The sequence below is a fragment of the Dyella sp. 01L423 genome, from assembly GCF_056399945.1.
The window spans coordinates 848,027-862,804 of sequence record NZ_JBFTSI010000002.1 but is presented as its reverse complement, the minus strand read 5'-3'; the positions used below and the strand labels follow the sequence as shown (position 1 = coordinate 862,804).

Annotated in this window: 14 protein-coding genes; 10 read left to right on the top strand and 4 right to left on the bottom strand. The window is 62.1% G+C overall.

The annotated features are described in order from the left end of the window. Position 1: 1 nt before the first annotated feature. The 3 genes from mdcH to AC1DMY_RS10440 all read left to right on the top strand — a co-directional run bounded on the left by mdcH (position 2) and on the right by AC1DMY_RS10440 (position 2,554). Entirely contained in the window at positions 2-940 is a 939-nt protein-coding gene (gene mdcH, locus AC1DMY_RS10450) for a malonate decarboxylase subunit epsilon (RefSeq protein ID WP_477164881.1), read from the top strand. A 388-nt stretch (positions 941-1,328) separates the two neighbouring features. Then, a complete protein-coding gene (locus tag AC1DMY_RS10445) occupies positions 1,329-1,712 on the top strand; it encodes a hypothetical protein (RefSeq protein WP_477164880.1) in 384 nt (127 codons plus the stop codon). Between the two features lie 38 nt (positions 1,713-1,750). Continuing rightward, the gene (locus AC1DMY_RS10440; protein ID WP_477164879.1) at positions 1,751-2,554 is read left to right on the top strand and encodes an acyl-CoA thioesterase; all 804 of its coding nucleotides are present in this window, start codon (positions 1,751-1,753) and stop codon (positions 2,552-2,554) included. A 317-nt stretch (positions 2,555-2,871) separates the two neighbouring features. On the opposite strand, the gene AC1DMY_RS10435 is transcribed toward AC1DMY_RS10440, so the two are convergent. Further along, a complete protein-coding gene (locus AC1DMY_RS10435; protein ID WP_477164878.1) occupies positions 2,872-3,834 on the bottom strand; it encodes a hypothetical protein in 963 nt (320 codons plus the stop codon). Between the two features lie 411 nt (positions 3,835-4,245). On the opposite strand from AC1DMY_RS10435, the gene AC1DMY_RS10430 reads away from it, so the two are divergent. From AC1DMY_RS10430 to AC1DMY_RS10415, 4 genes are all read left to right on the top strand, one after another. After that, positions 4,246-4,599, top strand: coding sequence for a Mov34/MPN/PAD-1 family protein (locus tag AC1DMY_RS10430; RefSeq protein WP_477164877.1), 354 nt, complete (start codon positions 4,246-4,248; stop codon positions 4,597-4,599). A 45-nt stretch (positions 4,600-4,644) separates the two neighbouring features. Further along, positions 4,645-5,208: a hypothetical protein gene (locus AC1DMY_RS10425; protein ID WP_477164876.1), complete on the top strand. Its 564-nt coding sequence runs from the start codon at positions 4,645-4,647 to the stop codon at positions 5,206-5,208. Between the two features lie 40 nt (positions 5,209-5,248). After that, positions 5,249-5,875 carry a hypothetical protein gene (locus tag AC1DMY_RS10420; RefSeq protein ID WP_477164875.1) on the top strand — a complete coding sequence of 209 codons (627 nt, stop codon included), beginning with the start codon at positions 5,249-5,251 and terminating at the stop codon, positions 5,873-5,875. Between the two features lie 608 nt (positions 5,876-6,483). Beyond that, complete coding sequence (locus AC1DMY_RS10415) at positions 6,484-7,083, top strand: DUF6933 domain-containing protein (protein ID WP_477164874.1); 600 nt, start codon at positions 6,484-6,486, stop codon at positions 7,081-7,083. A 336-nt stretch (positions 7,084-7,419) separates the two neighbouring features. Here AC1DMY_RS10415 and AC1DMY_RS10410 read toward each other — a convergent pair whose 3' ends face one another. After that, positions 7,420-8,052: a class I SAM-dependent methyltransferase gene (locus tag AC1DMY_RS10410; RefSeq protein WP_477164873.1), complete on the bottom strand. Its 633-nt coding sequence runs from the start codon at positions 8,050-8,052 to the stop codon at positions 7,420-7,422. Between AC1DMY_RS10410 and AC1DMY_RS10405 the strand changes: the two genes are divergently transcribed. From AC1DMY_RS10405 to nhaA, 3 genes are all read left to right on the top strand, one after another. Beyond that, positions 8,051-8,332: a chloride channel protein gene (locus tag AC1DMY_RS10405; RefSeq protein WP_477164872.1), complete on the top strand. Its 282-nt coding sequence runs from the start codon at positions 8,051-8,053 to the stop codon at positions 8,330-8,332. The two genes, AC1DMY_RS10410 and AC1DMY_RS10405, sit on opposite strands and share 2 nt — an antisense overlap. A gap of 186 nt (positions 8,333-8,518) precedes the next feature. Next, positions 8,519-9,292 (top strand): bestrophin-like domain, encoded by a 774-nt coding sequence (locus AC1DMY_RS10400; protein ID WP_477164871.1) that lies wholly within the window; start codon positions 8,519-8,521, stop codon positions 9,290-9,292. Positions 9,293-9,823: 531 nt separating this feature from the next. Further along, positions 9,824-11,020, top strand: coding sequence for a Na+/H+ antiporter NhaA (gene nhaA / locus AC1DMY_RS10395; protein WP_477164870.1), 1,197 nt, complete (start codon positions 9,824-9,826; stop codon positions 11,018-11,020). Positions 11,021-11,408: 388 nt separating this feature from the next. On the opposite strand, the gene AC1DMY_RS10390 is transcribed toward nhaA, so the two are convergent. Then, a complete protein-coding gene (locus AC1DMY_RS10390) occupies positions 11,409-12,098 on the bottom strand; it encodes a response regulator (RefSeq protein WP_477164869.1) in 690 nt (229 codons plus the stop codon). Then, entirely contained in the window at positions 12,095-14,761 is a 2,667-nt protein-coding gene (locus tag AC1DMY_RS10385) for an ATP-binding protein (RefSeq protein WP_477164868.1), read from the bottom strand. Before AC1DMY_RS10385 ends, AC1DMY_RS10390 begins: the two co-directional genes overlap by 4 nt. Positions 14,762-14,778 lie beyond the last annotated feature (17 nt).

Below are 14,778 nucleotides of genomic sequence, written 5' to 3'. Positions count from 1 at the left end.
CATGGCACTGGCCATTCTTTGCTCCGGACAGGGCGGCCAGCACCCTGGCATGTTCGACCTGACAGGCGATGCCCCTCAAGCCGCTTCGCTGTTTGAACATGTCTCGGCGCAGCTCGGTAGCGATCCCCGCGTCCTGGTAAAGCAAGCCGGCCGGGATGCGCTCCTTCTCAATCGGACGGCTCAACTGCTTTGCACGCTGCAGGCGCTGGCCGCAGCGGCGCTGCTCGACAGCGTGCTTCCGAGCCAGCGCTGCCTGGCAGGCTACAGCGTGGGCGAAGTGGCGGCCTGGGGCGTGGCAGGTTGGATAGGGCCTACCGAAACGCTCGACCTGGTCGACACGCGGGCCCGCCTGATGGATGCCGAAAGCCACGGCGACGAAGGCATGCTTTTTATTCGTGGATTGGACAAGGCGACGGTCGACCAGTTATGCGCAGGTCGCGAAGCAGCCGTTGCCATTTGCAATCCCGCCAACGCCTGGGTACTCGCCGGCCGAAAGAGCGCGCTGGACCACATTGCGCACGAGGCCACCCGGCGGGGCGCCCTGCGCGTTTCGTCGATTCCGGTGAAGGTGCCGTCCCATACCTATCTGCTTGCGAACGCCTCTGTTGCTTTTGATCGCGCCCTGGCAGACGTCCATCTTCAAGCCGCACGCCAACCGAGGGTTCGTCTCTTCAGCGGCATCGATGGCGATCCCGTGCTGGATGCCGGCAACGATCTCCACAAGCTCGCTTTGCAAATATCGCATCCCATCCAATGGGAAAAATGCCTGGCGGGCTGCGTGGAGGCAGGTGCCACCGCTTTTCTGGAACTAGGGCCCGGCCGCGCACTCGCCGACATGGCCGCAGGCGCCTATCCCGAGATTCCAGCGCGAAGCCTCGACGATTTTCGCTCCGTGCGCGGCGTACTCGATTGGTTGACTCGAGTCATGGGATCGGCCTGAGTGCCTGCGAGATGTCCAGGTGCGCTTCAAAGCCTTGGTTAATTCTTTCATAGCATCCATACGACGTTGAAGGTCGGCGAAAACTACACGACAGTCGAAATGAAGATCAGCGTCGTTCGCCCACTGATGCCGTCGAGCGGCATCGTTCGTTGCGAGGGCAGGGTGATCCATCGCGGCGGCAGGATCGCGACGAGTGAAGGCCGGTTCTTCGACGACCGTGACAGGCGTGCTTGCGCACGGCGGCGAGACTTGCATGATCTTTCCGACGAGCCCCGAGGAATGAATCCGCCATCCGTCTGCAATACACGAGGGTCTGCGGGGATTGTCCCAGCCGCCCGGAGAACATCAATGAATCCGATCCCAACAGCAACTACTGATCGCGGGCACCGTGCTGTTCCTTCTCGGTCTTCTTGTCGCCTTCGCCATTCCAGTATTGGCCAATCCGCGCATGGGCGTGGCAGTGCATGTGGCGGGCCTGCAGAGTGGCATGGCGCTGTGGGCGAAGGGCTTGATGTGGCAGCACCTGGTATTGTCCGAAGTCGCGCAACGAACCGCACAAATCACCGCGACAGCCGGTCCCTATGCCATTTTCACCAGCATTCTGCTCGCCGCCGTGTGGGGTGCTAGTCGAGCGCTACCTGTCGCCGGTGCCGGACATCAGGCGAGCCGGCTGCGCGAGCTGGCAGTGACGACGTTGATCGCCGGCGGCTCAGTGGCCATCACGATCGCGGTGGCGATCGTGATGTGGGGTTTGTGCGTATCAAAGCCTTGAAAGCGGGCGCTTTCAGTTTTCCTGAGCGAGAGGACATCATGCTGTATTCGCAGATGCTGGACACGGTTCGACCGATAGAGAGCATGTGGACTGCTGACGTATCTGATCAGTGGGCACAGGGGCGCACCATCTTTGGAGGCCTTCAGGCAGCCATCGCGGTGCGTGCCATGCGCGGCCTGATTCCACCTTCGGTGCCGCTGCGCGTATTGCAGACAAGCTTCATCGCGCCGGTGCCGCCGGGACCATTGCATATCGAAGCGAACGTCTTGCGCACCGGCAAATCGGTGATCCACGCGGAAGCACGCATTCTCGATCGGGGCCATACGGCGTGCCTGGTGGTCGGCACCTTCGGGCAATCGCGCCACTCGATGATCGATATTCAACTGCCCAAGCCCGACGCGCCGCCGCCGGAGTTGGGCTCGTCGATGCCGTATATCGAAGGTGTCCTGCCGCGCTTCGTCAAACACATGACGATGCGTTGGTCGCACGGCGTGTCGATCTTCCAGGGGGCAGCCCATCCGAAGACGCAAATCTACGTCGGATTCCGCGATGAGCCCTATGCTGGGCCCGGTGCGTTGGGCGAGGGGCAGATCATCGGTTATGCCGACACCATCCCATCACCCGGCCTGTCGCTGGTCAATCAACCAACCAACGCCAGCTCGCTCAGCTGGACACTGGAGATGCTGACCGACGACTGCGGCCCCGCACGCGACGGACTATGGTTGATGGATGCTGCCGTGGAATCGGCGCAGGGCGGTTATTTGAACCAGAGCGCCGTGCTGTGGAGCCCCGAGGGGAAACCCGTCGCGCTGAGCCGACAGAGCGTGGCGATATTCGATTGAGGACTTGGCGCTGGCTACGCAAGACGATTCTGCGCCATGCCTGGCCGGGAGCGGCGCATCAATCAGTGCAGCCGCAATCGTGCGCGGCAGATCTCGTTTGTAGGCTTGGTTTGCTTCGTGACCGACGTTTTGAGCCGAAGCCTATGGCGGGGTGACATGGGCAACTGGTTAGGTGACATGGTTAGCTGGATGGTGGCAGGGCCTGGTGGCGATCCATATTTAATTTTACATAATATACATTATGCGAAATAGAGCATGGCGCAATCGCGGAAAGTTGCGGCTTGGCACGGCCCTCGCTTGGATGAGAGTCTGCGGAACTAAATCTTGATCTTTCTCGACCTCAGTGCGTCGTGGAGTGAGCGGTTTTCATTGGGCTGTGTGTGCGGAAACTTTGTGCAATCGACGCGGTAATCACTGAGCAACTTCCTCGCAACGCGTTTAAGGTTGGCCACGTGTTCCGGTCGAATCACGGTAGGCTTAGCTCCGACCTGGACATTTTGAGCCCATTGCCATGACGGATCAAAGAGCTGATCGCAGGCTCCAATTGATTCAAATTGTGGACGCCATGGTCCATGCCAGTGGCAACCCCGAAGGTTTTGATCCTGCCGCATGGGTTGATTCCTGGCTCCGCAGTCCTGTTCCGGCATTGGGTCACAAGCTGCCGCTGGACTACTTGGGGTCCGACGAGGACTGCCAAATACTTGTCCAATTGCTTGGGCAGATGCAATCAGGCGCATATGGATGACCGGTGACACCAAGGCTTCGATCAAGCCCTCCGGGCGCAACCATTGTTTCCACACGGCCGTGGCCGGTGCGTAACGGATGGTGAAGGCAGGCGCCTGCGTGGTCAGCCAGTCCTGGGCGGTTCGCTGCAGCAGTTCGAGTTCCGCCCGGGTGGCCGCTTCGCCGCGCGCGTGGCGAAGCACCGTCGGGTCGATGCGAAACCCCACGAGCTTGGCGCTGATTTCGCGCAACCGGTTGACCAGCGTGTAGAGCGCCACATACTGCCCGTCGAGGTGCAAATAATCGGCCACCGATACCGCCCCGGAGCTGGGGGCCAGCACCATGGGGCGCAACGTGGCGGCGATCAACAACAGGTTTGCCGCCACATGCGAATGGGATGCCGCATCGCGGGCGAACGCGTCCTCGTCAAGCTGCTCGTAGCGCGCGACCAGCGCCGTTTGCACCGCGCCGTCGGGGCCCATCAGGTCGTCCGCCAGCGTAGCGGCCGCGAGCAGGTCCGGCGAGGGCACCTGCACGGTCGGGCGCGCCTCGCCCATCGAAGGCGGCTGGCCGCCTGCTTGGTGGCGCCACTGCGTCAGCGTGCAATGAGATGGCCGCAAAAGAGCGCGCCCTTGGGCGCCTGCTGGGTATCTGGTCCCAAGCTGATCGGACGTTCTATCACCCGCCTTTCCAGTTCGCGTCCGATGGCCTAGTACACCCGAGCTTCTATGAGTTGCTAGAGGTACTGAGCCAAAATCCGGCTCTTGCCCATTCGGCGGACCCGGGGGGCTGGGGGCGGCTCGAATGGATGTTTCAGCTGAGGGGTTCCCTCAGTGAATGTTCCCTGGCCGAGACGGCCTCTCCCTTTGGTATCGCAGAACCAGAAGATACGTTAGATAAAACACCGCGGACACCTGCAGAAGTTTTCCCGATCGATCCCGATGCTGTAATTGCGCTTGCTGGTAGCGATGCTGCGTGGGTGTTGGATCGTCGATGCGTGCCCTGCCCCGCCCGACAGCATCGCCACACCGGCGAGCTTCGTGCGCGGCCGAAGCGGCGTTGCCGCGTGCGTGGCCGAGGCGCGTCGACGCACGCAGCACGAAGTCGATTACATCGGCGAATGGCACAGCCATCCCAACGGTGCGCTCGCCGTGCCCAGCGCTACCGATCGGCGCCAACTGTCGGAGTTGGCCGAACGGTTGGCCGCAGAAGGCCTGCCTGTGCTCCAAGGCATCGCAGGACTGAACGACGCCGGTCTGCCCTCGGTGCATTGGTCGGTGGACTGGCAGGGCGCCGCAGCGCAAGGACATCCCACGCCGTGACCGCCCCCACCTGTGCGCGCGCCGCGCACCGCGAGACCATTATCCATGCGTGACTTTTCCGGGTTCGACCCCATCGTGCATCAACAGCTGTGGCTCTTGGAACGGCAAGCCGACACCGTTCCCATGGGAGGCGCCGACCAGTTGCAAGTGATGGCAGAGCACGTGGCCACGCTCGTGGCGATGTTGCCCCCATCCCTGCGCGACCTCGTGCCCACGCACGCTTGCGCTGTGGGCTTCGCTTGCGCAACTCACTCCGAGGCGGCCTGTCACACCGCCTGGCGTCACATCACCGCCAACCTGCGCATGGGCCTTGATCGCATCAAGGTCGCCCGTGATTCCCTTTTGGCAACGGCCGATGCCTTAGCCGAACGGCCGGTCACCGTGGGCGAACACGTGCTTGCGCTGTGCTGCCAAGGCCATCGGACCGGCTTGGATGTGGCGCTTGCCCAGCGGATCGAGCACCTGGGTGCCGGCCATGCGCTGGCAGGCGAGGCGCGCGAGCTGGGCCGCGCCTTGGCGCGTAAGCGGCGCACCGCTGCGCACGAGGCAGACCTCAAGCGGCCCGTCGGACGCATCGAAGCGCAAGCGCGCTTGCTCCATCACCGCTGACGCCATCGGCCCGCTTTCGTTTCCCTCTACAAGGACAGCCATGCCCCTCATCAAAGGTCCGACGTATCACGCGCGCCTTGCCGCGTTTTTCTTCTTCAACGCCCTGGTCTTCGTGGCCTTGGTGTTTGGCGACGGGTCGCTGCCCGCCAATTGGGCGGAAATCACCTCGCCCTGGAAGGCCGCCTTGCCTGCCGGGATGGGCATGGTGCTGGTGGGCATCCTGAACAGCCAGCTCAGCCCCGACACCAAAGCGAAGATGGTGTTTTTGCGATGGACGCATGCGCTGCCGGGCCATCGGGCGTTCAGCACGTTGGGGCCGGCCGACCCGCGCGTGGACATGGCCCGCTTGGAGGCCAAACTGGGCACCCTGCCTTGTTCGGCCAGCGCGCAAAACGACACGTGGTATCGCCTCTACCGCGCGGTGCGCGATGAACCGGTGGTCCTCGGTGTCCACGGCGACTTCCTGCTGTTTCGCGACTGCGCGGCGGCCGCTTGGTGCATGGCAGTGCTGCTCTCGCCCGCCGCATTTTGGCTGGCTGAGCACGTCATGCCGGCGGCTGCCTACACGCTGGCCTTGCTGGCCCAAGCCGTGCTCACCACGCGCGCCGCGCGCGATCGGGGCGAACGTTTCGTCACCACGGTGCTCGCGCTGGCGGCATCGGACTGAAGGCCGCGCGGCGTCCCCCACGCAGCGAAGCCGGTGCCGGCTTCTGCCACTCGATCGCGCTGCGCCCTCGCGCAGCGCCTCTTCCTTCCCCTCGAGGAACTTTCCTCTTCCATGCGCTCGCTTCTGCTCCAACCATCGTCCTTGTGGGCGACTCGGCGCCCCAATTCGGCGCATTGGTCCTCACGTTTCAGCGCACAAAAGAGGTCATGGTCACCGCACGAAACGCCCCGGCAGCTCGTATGATCTTGGCGGCGGCCCCATCCATCGGCACGCTGATCTGTCGGTGCCACGAGCGGGGAGAAGCCGAAGGGTTCACTCCGCTCGAAGAATGGGCAGTGCTCCATCCTCAACTCGCCCTCATCGGCGTTTGCGGGCGAACCCGCCACGCGCACGATGACGCGCCAGCGAGCAAGTCCGCGGCGGCGAAGATGGCCGCTAAGACGAAAGGTCCGGCGGTACGGAAGGCTGCAGCAAAGAAAGCTGCGCGCACGCGCGCCAAAAAACGCCCTAGCCGCGATCTGACTCAGGCTGATACCAGCGATAACACGGGCTAATCGCATTCAAAGCTACTGAGAAACCGTGCGAGCAATCACCGTTAGAATCGTCCCATGATCACGTTACGTTGCACCGCCAAATTATTGAAGCGCCTTCATCAGCCGGCCAAGCTGCCAAAGCCTCCTATGCCGAGCAATCCGCTGGGTGAGTGGTACGCCGACCTCGACTTCTTCGACCGCAAGCCATTCGTGGCGCTATTGAATGCCAGTACCGGTGTAGGACTTGTACTCCCCGGACACGCTGAATTACTGAAGCATCTCCACATTCATGCCGGGCAACAGCTCTTCAAGCTCTTGCTGCACTACGATTTCAACCCGGAATGGCCTCAATGCACCGCCGAATTGGCGGCTTGGGAAGCGCCGCCGACATATGCCAACTCCAGTGATCGCAGTCTGTCGGGATCGCTGAATCGGTTCAAGCTCGAAGCTTGGCACTCCTTCGCAGACAGGAATCGTTCGCTTCCCGAAATTGCCGCCAGTTGGTGGGAGGGGATCTTCGGTCATCCTTCACTCCCCAAATCGCATCGTGGAAGCGGGCACTATCATCGCCCATTGGACTTAGTCTTGGATAAACTCGCTCCGCCCGGCACTGTGCTCATCGAGGATAGCCACAGGTGGATTCATCCCTTCGTCGCTGCCAATGACGACGCTTAAAAATGATCAGTCAGCCATTTTCAGTGCAATAGCCTTTGGATCGGTTACTACGTGACTGAGGCGACGCCCCGTGCGCAAGCCACCCTCCGCACAAACGGATCGGGTATGCACCGGATCCATGCCGGAGGAAGCTCTGCGGACGGATCTTCCCTGCCATCCTGGCTACCCTTTTTCATTGATAGGAGGACTGGTGCTGCCTGGCCGCGCTATGTGGGACGCGGATCCCGAAAGTTGCGCCCCTTCTTCTCCCTGCTCTGGATAACTTGACCTAATCGACGTCCCCCGCTTTCAGTAGCGGGACGAATTAGAGTCCAAGGTCAGGGGGGCCGAAACCTCTCAGGGCTTCACAAACCGATAGACAAAGCGATCGGTGTCGCCCTTGATGGACGGATCGAACACCTTGACCGAATGCGAATCGTCGTTGTTCGCGAGCATGGTGCTCTCCGCGTCCAGAATGAAACCGGCCGCTTCCACCTCCTTGCGCACGGATGCAGGTTCGATCCGATGCAGCGACCGGGCCTCGCTAGTGCCCGCCCCGACGGCGGCCGCATGGTCGACGATGACATACGAGCCACCAGGCTTCAGCCGCTCGTAGACGGCTCGATTGAAGTCGGCCGCCGTCGCGCCCCTGGCTTGGATCAGGTCGGTGTGCAGGTCGTGGTAGAACAAATGCAACCACAACACATCCGCCGGTTGCGTGACCTCCCGCATCGCCACGAGGTCCGCTGAGACGGCTTCGACGTTCTCCCGGCCCGACTCCTTCGCCAGCCTACGCATGTTGCCGAGCGGATCGTTTTTGAAGTGGGCGACTTCAACCGGCACGAAGCTGTAAACCCGCCCCTCCGGACCGACGATGTCGGAGAAGCTTCGGGTCCAGTCGCCATCACCCGGGTAAACGTCGATGACGATGGCGCCTGCATCGACGCCTGCGAAACGGATCAACTCGGAAAGTGTGGATTGGTCGTACATGGAAATCTCCTTTGCGATGGGGTATCTCGCGGGCGTGACCGGAGCTCCCTTGACTTCAACGGTCATCGCGATGGAGCTGACTGATAACCACGCCATGGTGATTCCGATCATGGCAGGTTGTTTGCTCGCCCGAGCCACCGCTTCTCTCTTTTGTCCTACGCCAGTCTACAAAGAATTTGCCGAGCGCCTGGTGAGAGATTTCGAGAAACAGCAACCGCTGGCTCGCGATATCTCGGAACAGGGATTGTCCGATCATCACGAACCCGATTCTCGAAGTTAACCAGTTCACGAACGGGCCTTTGCCTCTTCCCAACTCTTATAAGTCACTGGTCGGCTCTATAGGGTCAGGCGCTGGGACTCAGTGCCCCAGACGACAGGAACGTCCACCGCACTTCACCTCCGTTTCGCGGCAGATTTAGCATGGTGATTACAGGCGCGCGTCATAGACGTCCAAGGGGATAAGCGAATGACCTTCGTGATCAACCATCCGGCCCTGGTCTTAGCCGTCACCCTGGCAGGTATGTGGGTCGCCGGTCGGCTTGGTGTATGGCTGGCAAGGTGGCGAGGACCCGGCAACCCGGAGATCCGCGAAGCATTCAATATCGTTCAAGGTGCCACGTTGACGCTGCTGGCACTGATCATCGGCTTTACGTTTTCGATGGCGATTAGTCGCTACGATCAACGCAAGAATTACGAGGAGGCCGAGGCGAATGCTATCGGTACGGAGTACGTGCGTGCTGACCTGTTGCCGCCCACAGACGCGGCGAAACTCAGACCACTTCTGATCCACTATCTCGGCCAGCGGATCGAGTTCTACGAAACCACAAACCGGGATGAGCTGCCATCGATCAACGCGCGCAAGAGTGACCTTCAGGTCAAGCTGTGGAGCGCGGTGATGATTCCGGCAAATGAACACCGCGACCCGATCACTGCGCTCGTCGTAGCGGGCATGAACGATGTTCTAAATTCGGATGGCTATACGCAGGCAGCGTGGTGGAATCGCATCCCTATCTCCGCCTGGATATTGCTAGCCGCCATTGCGCTTGGAAGCAACTTGCTGGTCGGATTTGGCGCAGGAAAGCTCGCATCGCAACCAGCGCTGATGCTGGTACTCCCACTTACCATCGCCGTGGCCTTCGGCCTCATCGCGGATATTGATAGCCCTCGCGGCGGAGTCATTCGCGTCCATCCCCAAAACCTCCACGCGCTACTGACGTCTCTTACTGGCTCACATGAGTGAGCATCCGGAGCTCGTTCGGAGTGGCTACTGAGAAGCGCGCTCGTTCGGGACGGTGTGCAAGCGAGATATCCGGCCCTCGGCCGGGCTAACGTCGGCGACCAAAAGGCACGACGTGCCGAAGAGGCAAGTTTTCCATCTGCACGAGCGCATCCTGGACGGCACGCCCAAGCAAGAAAGCAAGTGAGGGGGAGACCCGACCTTCGGCCATGACATCGCCAAGCGACTGAAGAATGGCTAGGAGCTCGTCCAAGCTGTCATCTTCCAGACCAATGGCGGCCGTGCGCAATGCATGACTTGCTAGTGCCGCCTGCGCCACGGACAAGCCGTCCGTGCTGCATTCCTGAAGCGTGTCAGCCACTGCTCGAACAGTACCGTGTGGTCAGTGCTCATAAGCATGCCTCATGCGGGCGGCATAGGGAGGTCAGTGTACGCCTCTCACGGTCAGTCGCGCCTTCGAGGAGGACGTAATACCCTTGGCTACATAAGGACGCCCCTTCGTCATGGTGGCGTTGGGGCTGGGTATGGAATGTCATGAATAAGACTCTCAATTGGGCGCCGCTGCGACGGCTGCAAGATTTCCTTAACGGCTCGGCGGCGGGCGGCCTCGTGCTTATGGGAACCTCGGCGCTAGCACTGTTGGTCGCCAACTCGCCGGCCAGTGGTGCGTATTTCGCAGCCCTGGACGCGCACGTCGGCCCTATGAGCGTCTTGCACTGGATCAACGATGGCCTGATGGCCGTTTTCTTTCTTTTGGTCGGCCTGGAGATCAAGCGCGAGTTCCTCGACGGCGAGCTGGCGACCCGTCAGTTACGCGTTCTGCCGGGGCTTGCGGCGCTGGGTGGGATGGCGATACCTGCGCTTGTCTATGTCGGATTGAACTACGACCACCCGGAAGCGCTTAAGGGCTGGGCCGTGCCCTCGGCCACCGACATCGCCTTCGCCTTGGGAGTGGCCGCTTTACTCGGCTCGCGCGTGCCGACCTCCCTAAAGGCCTTCCTCGCCGCACTGGCGATCATCGATGACCTGGGTGCGGTGATCATCATCGCAATTTTCTATACGGCAGAAATCGCTACTGTGTATCTGGGGCTCGCCGCTGCGGTTCTCGCTGCGCTGGCCGTCCTCAACCGTTCGGGCGTACGGACACTGTGGCCCTATCTGGTCCTGGGAGGGATCTTGTGGTTTGCCGTATTGCGGTCGGGCGTACACGCCACGCTTGCAGGTGTCGCTCTGGCGCTCTTTATCCCGCTCAAAGATCGATCCGGTAGGTTGCCCTCCGACGGTGACTGCACGCACTCTCCGCTGGCCAAGCTTGAGCACGCCCTTCATCGGGTCGTTCCCTTCACGGTCGTTCCTCTCTTTGGCTTCGCCAACGCCGGCGTGTCATTCGGCGGCATTGCGGCGCATGAATGGATGGCGAGCACAACCTTGGGCATTGCACTGGGTCTTGCGCTTGGCAAGGTCGTGGGTGTCTTCGGCTTTGCTGGTATCGCCATACGGTCCGGCATGGCAGCCATGCCTTCGGGTGCCACATGGCGTCAGCTGCTGGGCACATCGTTGCTCTGTGGGATCGGCTTCACGATGAGTCTTTTCATTGGCATGCTCGCGTTCGCCGACCATCCTGACCTGCAAAGCGAAGTGAAGCTTGGCATCCTCATGGGGTCGCTGGTCGCAGGAATCGCAGGCTGGGCCGCCTTCGGTTTTACAAAGCGGGTCGCCACCAGTCATTGACGCTCTTGCGCGGTCATGAGCAAGGTTTATCAGCCATGAAGGTGTGCGGTGGCGCGCGCCACCCAGTCGGTGATGGACTGATCCGCGCAGGAATAACGGTTCACTATCGTGTGCGCCGTGAGGGAAAACCAACGATGGCTCCGAGACGTCCCCCCTACGATCCGTCGCTGAACAGGTGTGCAAGCCGTGCTGCCTTGAGAAGGACTGTTGGCACATCTACGGTGCGCGCACGATGCGTCGGTCGCGTCCCTACACGAAGACGATCGCAAAGTAACGACCGGCTCACGGATATGTTCTCGATTGGATAAGTTCCGGCGGAAGCCTGACTTCTTGCCATTCCACGCCAGTGGGAAAGCGATCTGTTCCGCTTCAGCGAGGGCGTACAGTCCTAAGCCAGGAAGCGATAGCCAACACCGGGCTCGGTTTTAAGCCAGCGCGGCGAGGCCGGGTCGTCACCGAGCTTCTGTCGCAGTTTACCGACCACGATACGTAGGTAGTGACTGTCCCGCCCATGCGTCACCCCCCAAATTTCCTGCAGCAGCTGCTGTTGCGTCACAAGGCGGCCGCCATGGCGGACCAATGCCGTGAGTAGGGCGTACTCCTTGCGGGTAAGCGCGAGTGGCACTCCGTGCAGAATCACTTCGCGACGTGCCATGTCGACAACCAATTGACCATCGTCATAGCGCTGCGACTCTTCAGGCCCGTTGGGACGCCCCCTCAACAGAGCACGTAGTCGAGCCATCAGCTCCTGGATACCAAAGGGTTTGGTGACGTAGTCGTTGGCGCCCCCGTCCAAGGCCTTCACTTTGTCGATCTCCGCATTCCGAACGGAGAGCATCAATACGGGTACCTGGCTCCATTGCCGGAGTTCGGCCAATACCTCATAGCCTTCCCTGTCGGGAAGGCCGATATCCAAAATCACTAGATCGGGCACCCGGGTGGCAGCAAGCGCCAATCCTTCGGCCGCGGTCGCCGCAAGCAGAACCTCGTAGCCCTCAGCCCGCAGGCCGATGTCGAGAAATTTGCGTATCTGGGCTTCATCGTCGACAACCAAGACGCAGGCGGGGGTCGTAGTCATGCCTCGCGATCCGGCTGCGCCGGCAGCGGCAGACTGACGCGAATCGTGGTCCCCGAATGCGCTCCTGACAGCGCTTCCACACTGCCACCGTGCGCGCCGATCATGCCGCGGCAGATGGCCAGGCCCAGGCCGGTGCCTTGCGGCGCGCGATCGCCGCGCGAGACGGAATAGAACATGTCGAAGATGCGCGCGCGCTCGTCCTCCGGAATACCCGGTCCACGGTCGATCACATCGATCTGGATCTGCTCGCCCTTGGGACGCACGACCACGCGCACAGCCTGGCCTGACGGCGAGAAGCGCGCGGCGTTCTCCAGGATGTTGAACAAAGCCTGCTCGATCAGCGCGGGATGCACGTAGAGCAGCAAGGTCTGGGGCGGCAGCTCGATATCCACCTTGAGGTCGGGAAACAGCTTGCGCATGCGCGTCGTGGCCGCCGCGACGATTTCGGCGGCGTCGGTCCAGTCGCGGTTGAGCTTGAGCGTGCCGTGCCCCAGCTTGGTCATGTCGAGCAGGTTCTGGATGTAGCGGTCCAGCCGCTGCCCTTCGCCAAGGATGGCTTCGAGCAACTCCTGGCGTTCACTGGGCGGCAATTGGTCGCCATAGCTCGATAGCGTCCCGGCGGAGCCAATCATCGAGGCGAGCGGCGAACGCAGGTCGTGCGACACCGACGACAGCAACGCATTGCGCAAACGCTCGGTCTCGCCCTGCACTCGCGCGCCTTCCAATTCCTCGGCCAACCGGGCGCGCTGCAGCGCCTGGCCAATGTCCTGCACCATGGTCAGGGCCAGGCTACGCACGTCGGTGGACGGCTCTCCCTGCCCCGCCGGGAGGCGCATGGCGGCGACGCCGAGATGGTTGTCATCGCTGCCCAGCGGCAACACCCAGCAAGGCGCCGCGTTGAGCGTGTCGGTGAAACGGCCCGCTTGTTCCGAGTGTTTCTCGCTCCACTCGGCCGCACCCAGGTCCTGCGAGGTCAGATCGAAATCGCGTGGCGACGACGCCACCACACGCAACACCTGGCTCGCATCGCGCGCCAACACAGCCACCTCGCAACGCATCACATGCGCCAATGCGGAAGCGCCCACGCGACGAATACCTTCGGCATCGGTGCTGGTGGAAAGCCGCTGCCCCAACGCGAGCAAGGCGCGCGCCTGCGCATGGGCCGTGCGCAGGGACTCGACCTGACTGGCCAGCTTGGTGGCCAATCGGCTCGCCACCAGGGCGGCGACGAGGAACAGGCTCACCGCCAGCACGTCGTCGAAGTTGGCGATCATCAAGGTGTAGCGCGGCGGCGCAAAGAAAAAGTTGTAGCCGAGGAAACACAACAACGCCGTATAGACGGCCACCGCCATGCGCGTTCTCACCGCCACCACCAGCACGGCGGTGAGGAAGATCAGTGAGAGGTTGGCCACGGACAGGTAACGGTCGGCAATGAACGACAAACCGAAGGCCACCAGCGTGGCGAGCGTCGCATAGATGTATTCGCCGCGACGCCCGGAACCTCCCGGCATGCGCAGACGCAGACGCGACTTCGCCCGCTCGGCCGGCGTGGCGATGATGGTGAGTTCCAGATGCGCGCCACGGCGCAACAGCAGTTGGGTCAGCGAACGGCCAAGCATGCGTGCAAGAGGACGTTCACGCGTACGGCCAAGGATGATCTGGCCGATGCCTTCGCGATCGGCATGGGCGATGAGTTCATCCGCAATGGCGTGACCGCGCAACACTACCGTATCGCCACCGAGCCGACGCGCGAGGCCCATGGCCGCATCCAGCCGCTCGCTGCGTGCATTGTCCAACGCTGCCCCGGTATCGACGAAGGCCACGCTCCACGGTGCGCCACGCCGTTCGGCAATGCGGCGAGCGATACGCACAAGATATTCGCTCTGCGAATGGCCATCGATCGCAGCCAGAACACGCCGGCGCACCGGCATGGCGCCGCCGCGCGCGAGCATGTGCCCGCGCAAGTCGCTATCCACATGGCCGGCGACGGTATCGACGGCCAGCTCGCGCAGCGCAACGAGGTTGGTCGGCGAGAAGAACGCATCGAGCGCCGCGGCCGCCGTCTCGGGCACATAGACCTTGCCTTGCTTCAGGCGCTGGATCAGCTCGCGCGGCGGCAGGTCGACCAGCACGATGTCGCGTGCACGATCGAGAAAGGCATCGGGCACCGTTTCGCGCACGGTGACGTTGGTGATGCGCCTCACCTGGTCGTTGAGACTCTCCAGGTGCTGCACGTTGAGCGCGGAATACACCTCGATGCCCGCCTCGAGCAGCTCGGCAATATCCTGCCATCGCCGCTCATGGCGACCACCCGGCAGGTTGGAGTGCGCCAGTTCGTCGACCAGAATGATGTCGGGGCGTCGCGCAAGCGCCGCATCGAGATCGAACTCGGTAAAGTCGCGGCCTTTGTAGTTCACCTTGCGGCGCGGCAGTTGCTCGAGTCCGTCCAGCAGCGCGGCCGTTTCCTGCCGCCCATGCGTCTCCACCAGACCAATCACCACATCGATGCCCTGACGCTTGAGCTCCCGCGCCGCAGACAACATGGCGTAGGTCTTGCCCACACCCGGCGCCGCACCGAGGAAAATCTTCAGGCGACGCGTACGCTCTTCCTGCATGACATCCAGCAGGGCATCGGCGCGTGCTTCGCGGGAGGGCTCGGGCATAGGACTTCGCGACAAGG

Excerpts from the sequence above, each read along its gene's own strand:
- mdcH (WP_477164881.1), top strand. The coding sequence starts at position 2 with ATGGCACTGGCCATTCTTTGCTCCGGACAGGGCGGCCAGCACCCTGGC.
- AC1DMY_RS10440 (WP_477164879.1), top strand. The coding sequence starts at position 1,751 with ATGCTGTATTCGCAGATGCTGGACACGGTTCGACCGATAGAGAGCATG.
- AC1DMY_RS10435 (WP_477164878.1), bottom strand. The coding sequence starts at position 3,834 with ATGGGCGAGGCGCGCCCGACCGTGCAGGTGCCCTCGCCGGACCTGCTC.
- AC1DMY_RS10430 (WP_477164877.1), top strand. The coding sequence starts at position 4,246 with ATGCTGCGTGGGTGTTGGATCGTCGATGCGTGCCCTGCCCCGCCCGAC.
- AC1DMY_RS10425 (WP_477164876.1), top strand. The coding sequence starts at position 4,645 with ATGCGTGACTTTTCCGGGTTCGACCCCATCGTGCATCAACAGCTGTGG.
- AC1DMY_RS10420 (WP_477164875.1), top strand. The coding sequence starts at position 5,249 with ATGCCCCTCATCAAAGGTCCGACGTATCACGCGCGCCTTGCCGCGTTT.
- AC1DMY_RS10415 (WP_477164874.1), top strand. The coding sequence starts at position 6,484 with ATGATCACGTTACGTTGCACCGCCAAATTATTGAAGCGCCTTCATCAG.
- AC1DMY_RS10405 (WP_477164872.1), top strand. The coding sequence starts at position 8,051 with ATGGAAATCTCCTTTGCGATGGGGTATCTCGCGGGCGTGACCGGAGCT.
- AC1DMY_RS10410 (WP_477164873.1), bottom strand. The coding sequence starts at position 8,052 with ATGTACGACCAATCCACACTTTCCGAGTTGATCCGTTTCGCAGGCGTC.
- AC1DMY_RS10400 (WP_477164871.1), top strand. The coding sequence starts at position 8,519 with ATGACCTTCGTGATCAACCATCCGGCCCTGGTCTTAGCCGTCACCCTG.
- nhaA (WP_477164870.1), top strand. The coding sequence starts at position 9,824 with ATGAATAAGACTCTCAATTGGGCGCCGCTGCGACGGCTGCAAGATTTC.
- AC1DMY_RS10390 (WP_477164869.1), bottom strand. The coding sequence starts at position 12,098 with ATGACTACGACCCCCGCCTGCGTCTTGGTTGTCGACGATGAAGCCCAG.
- AC1DMY_RS10385 (WP_477164868.1), bottom strand. The coding sequence starts at position 14,761 with ATGCCCGAGCCCTCCCGCGAAGCACGCGCCGATGCCCTGCTGGATGTC.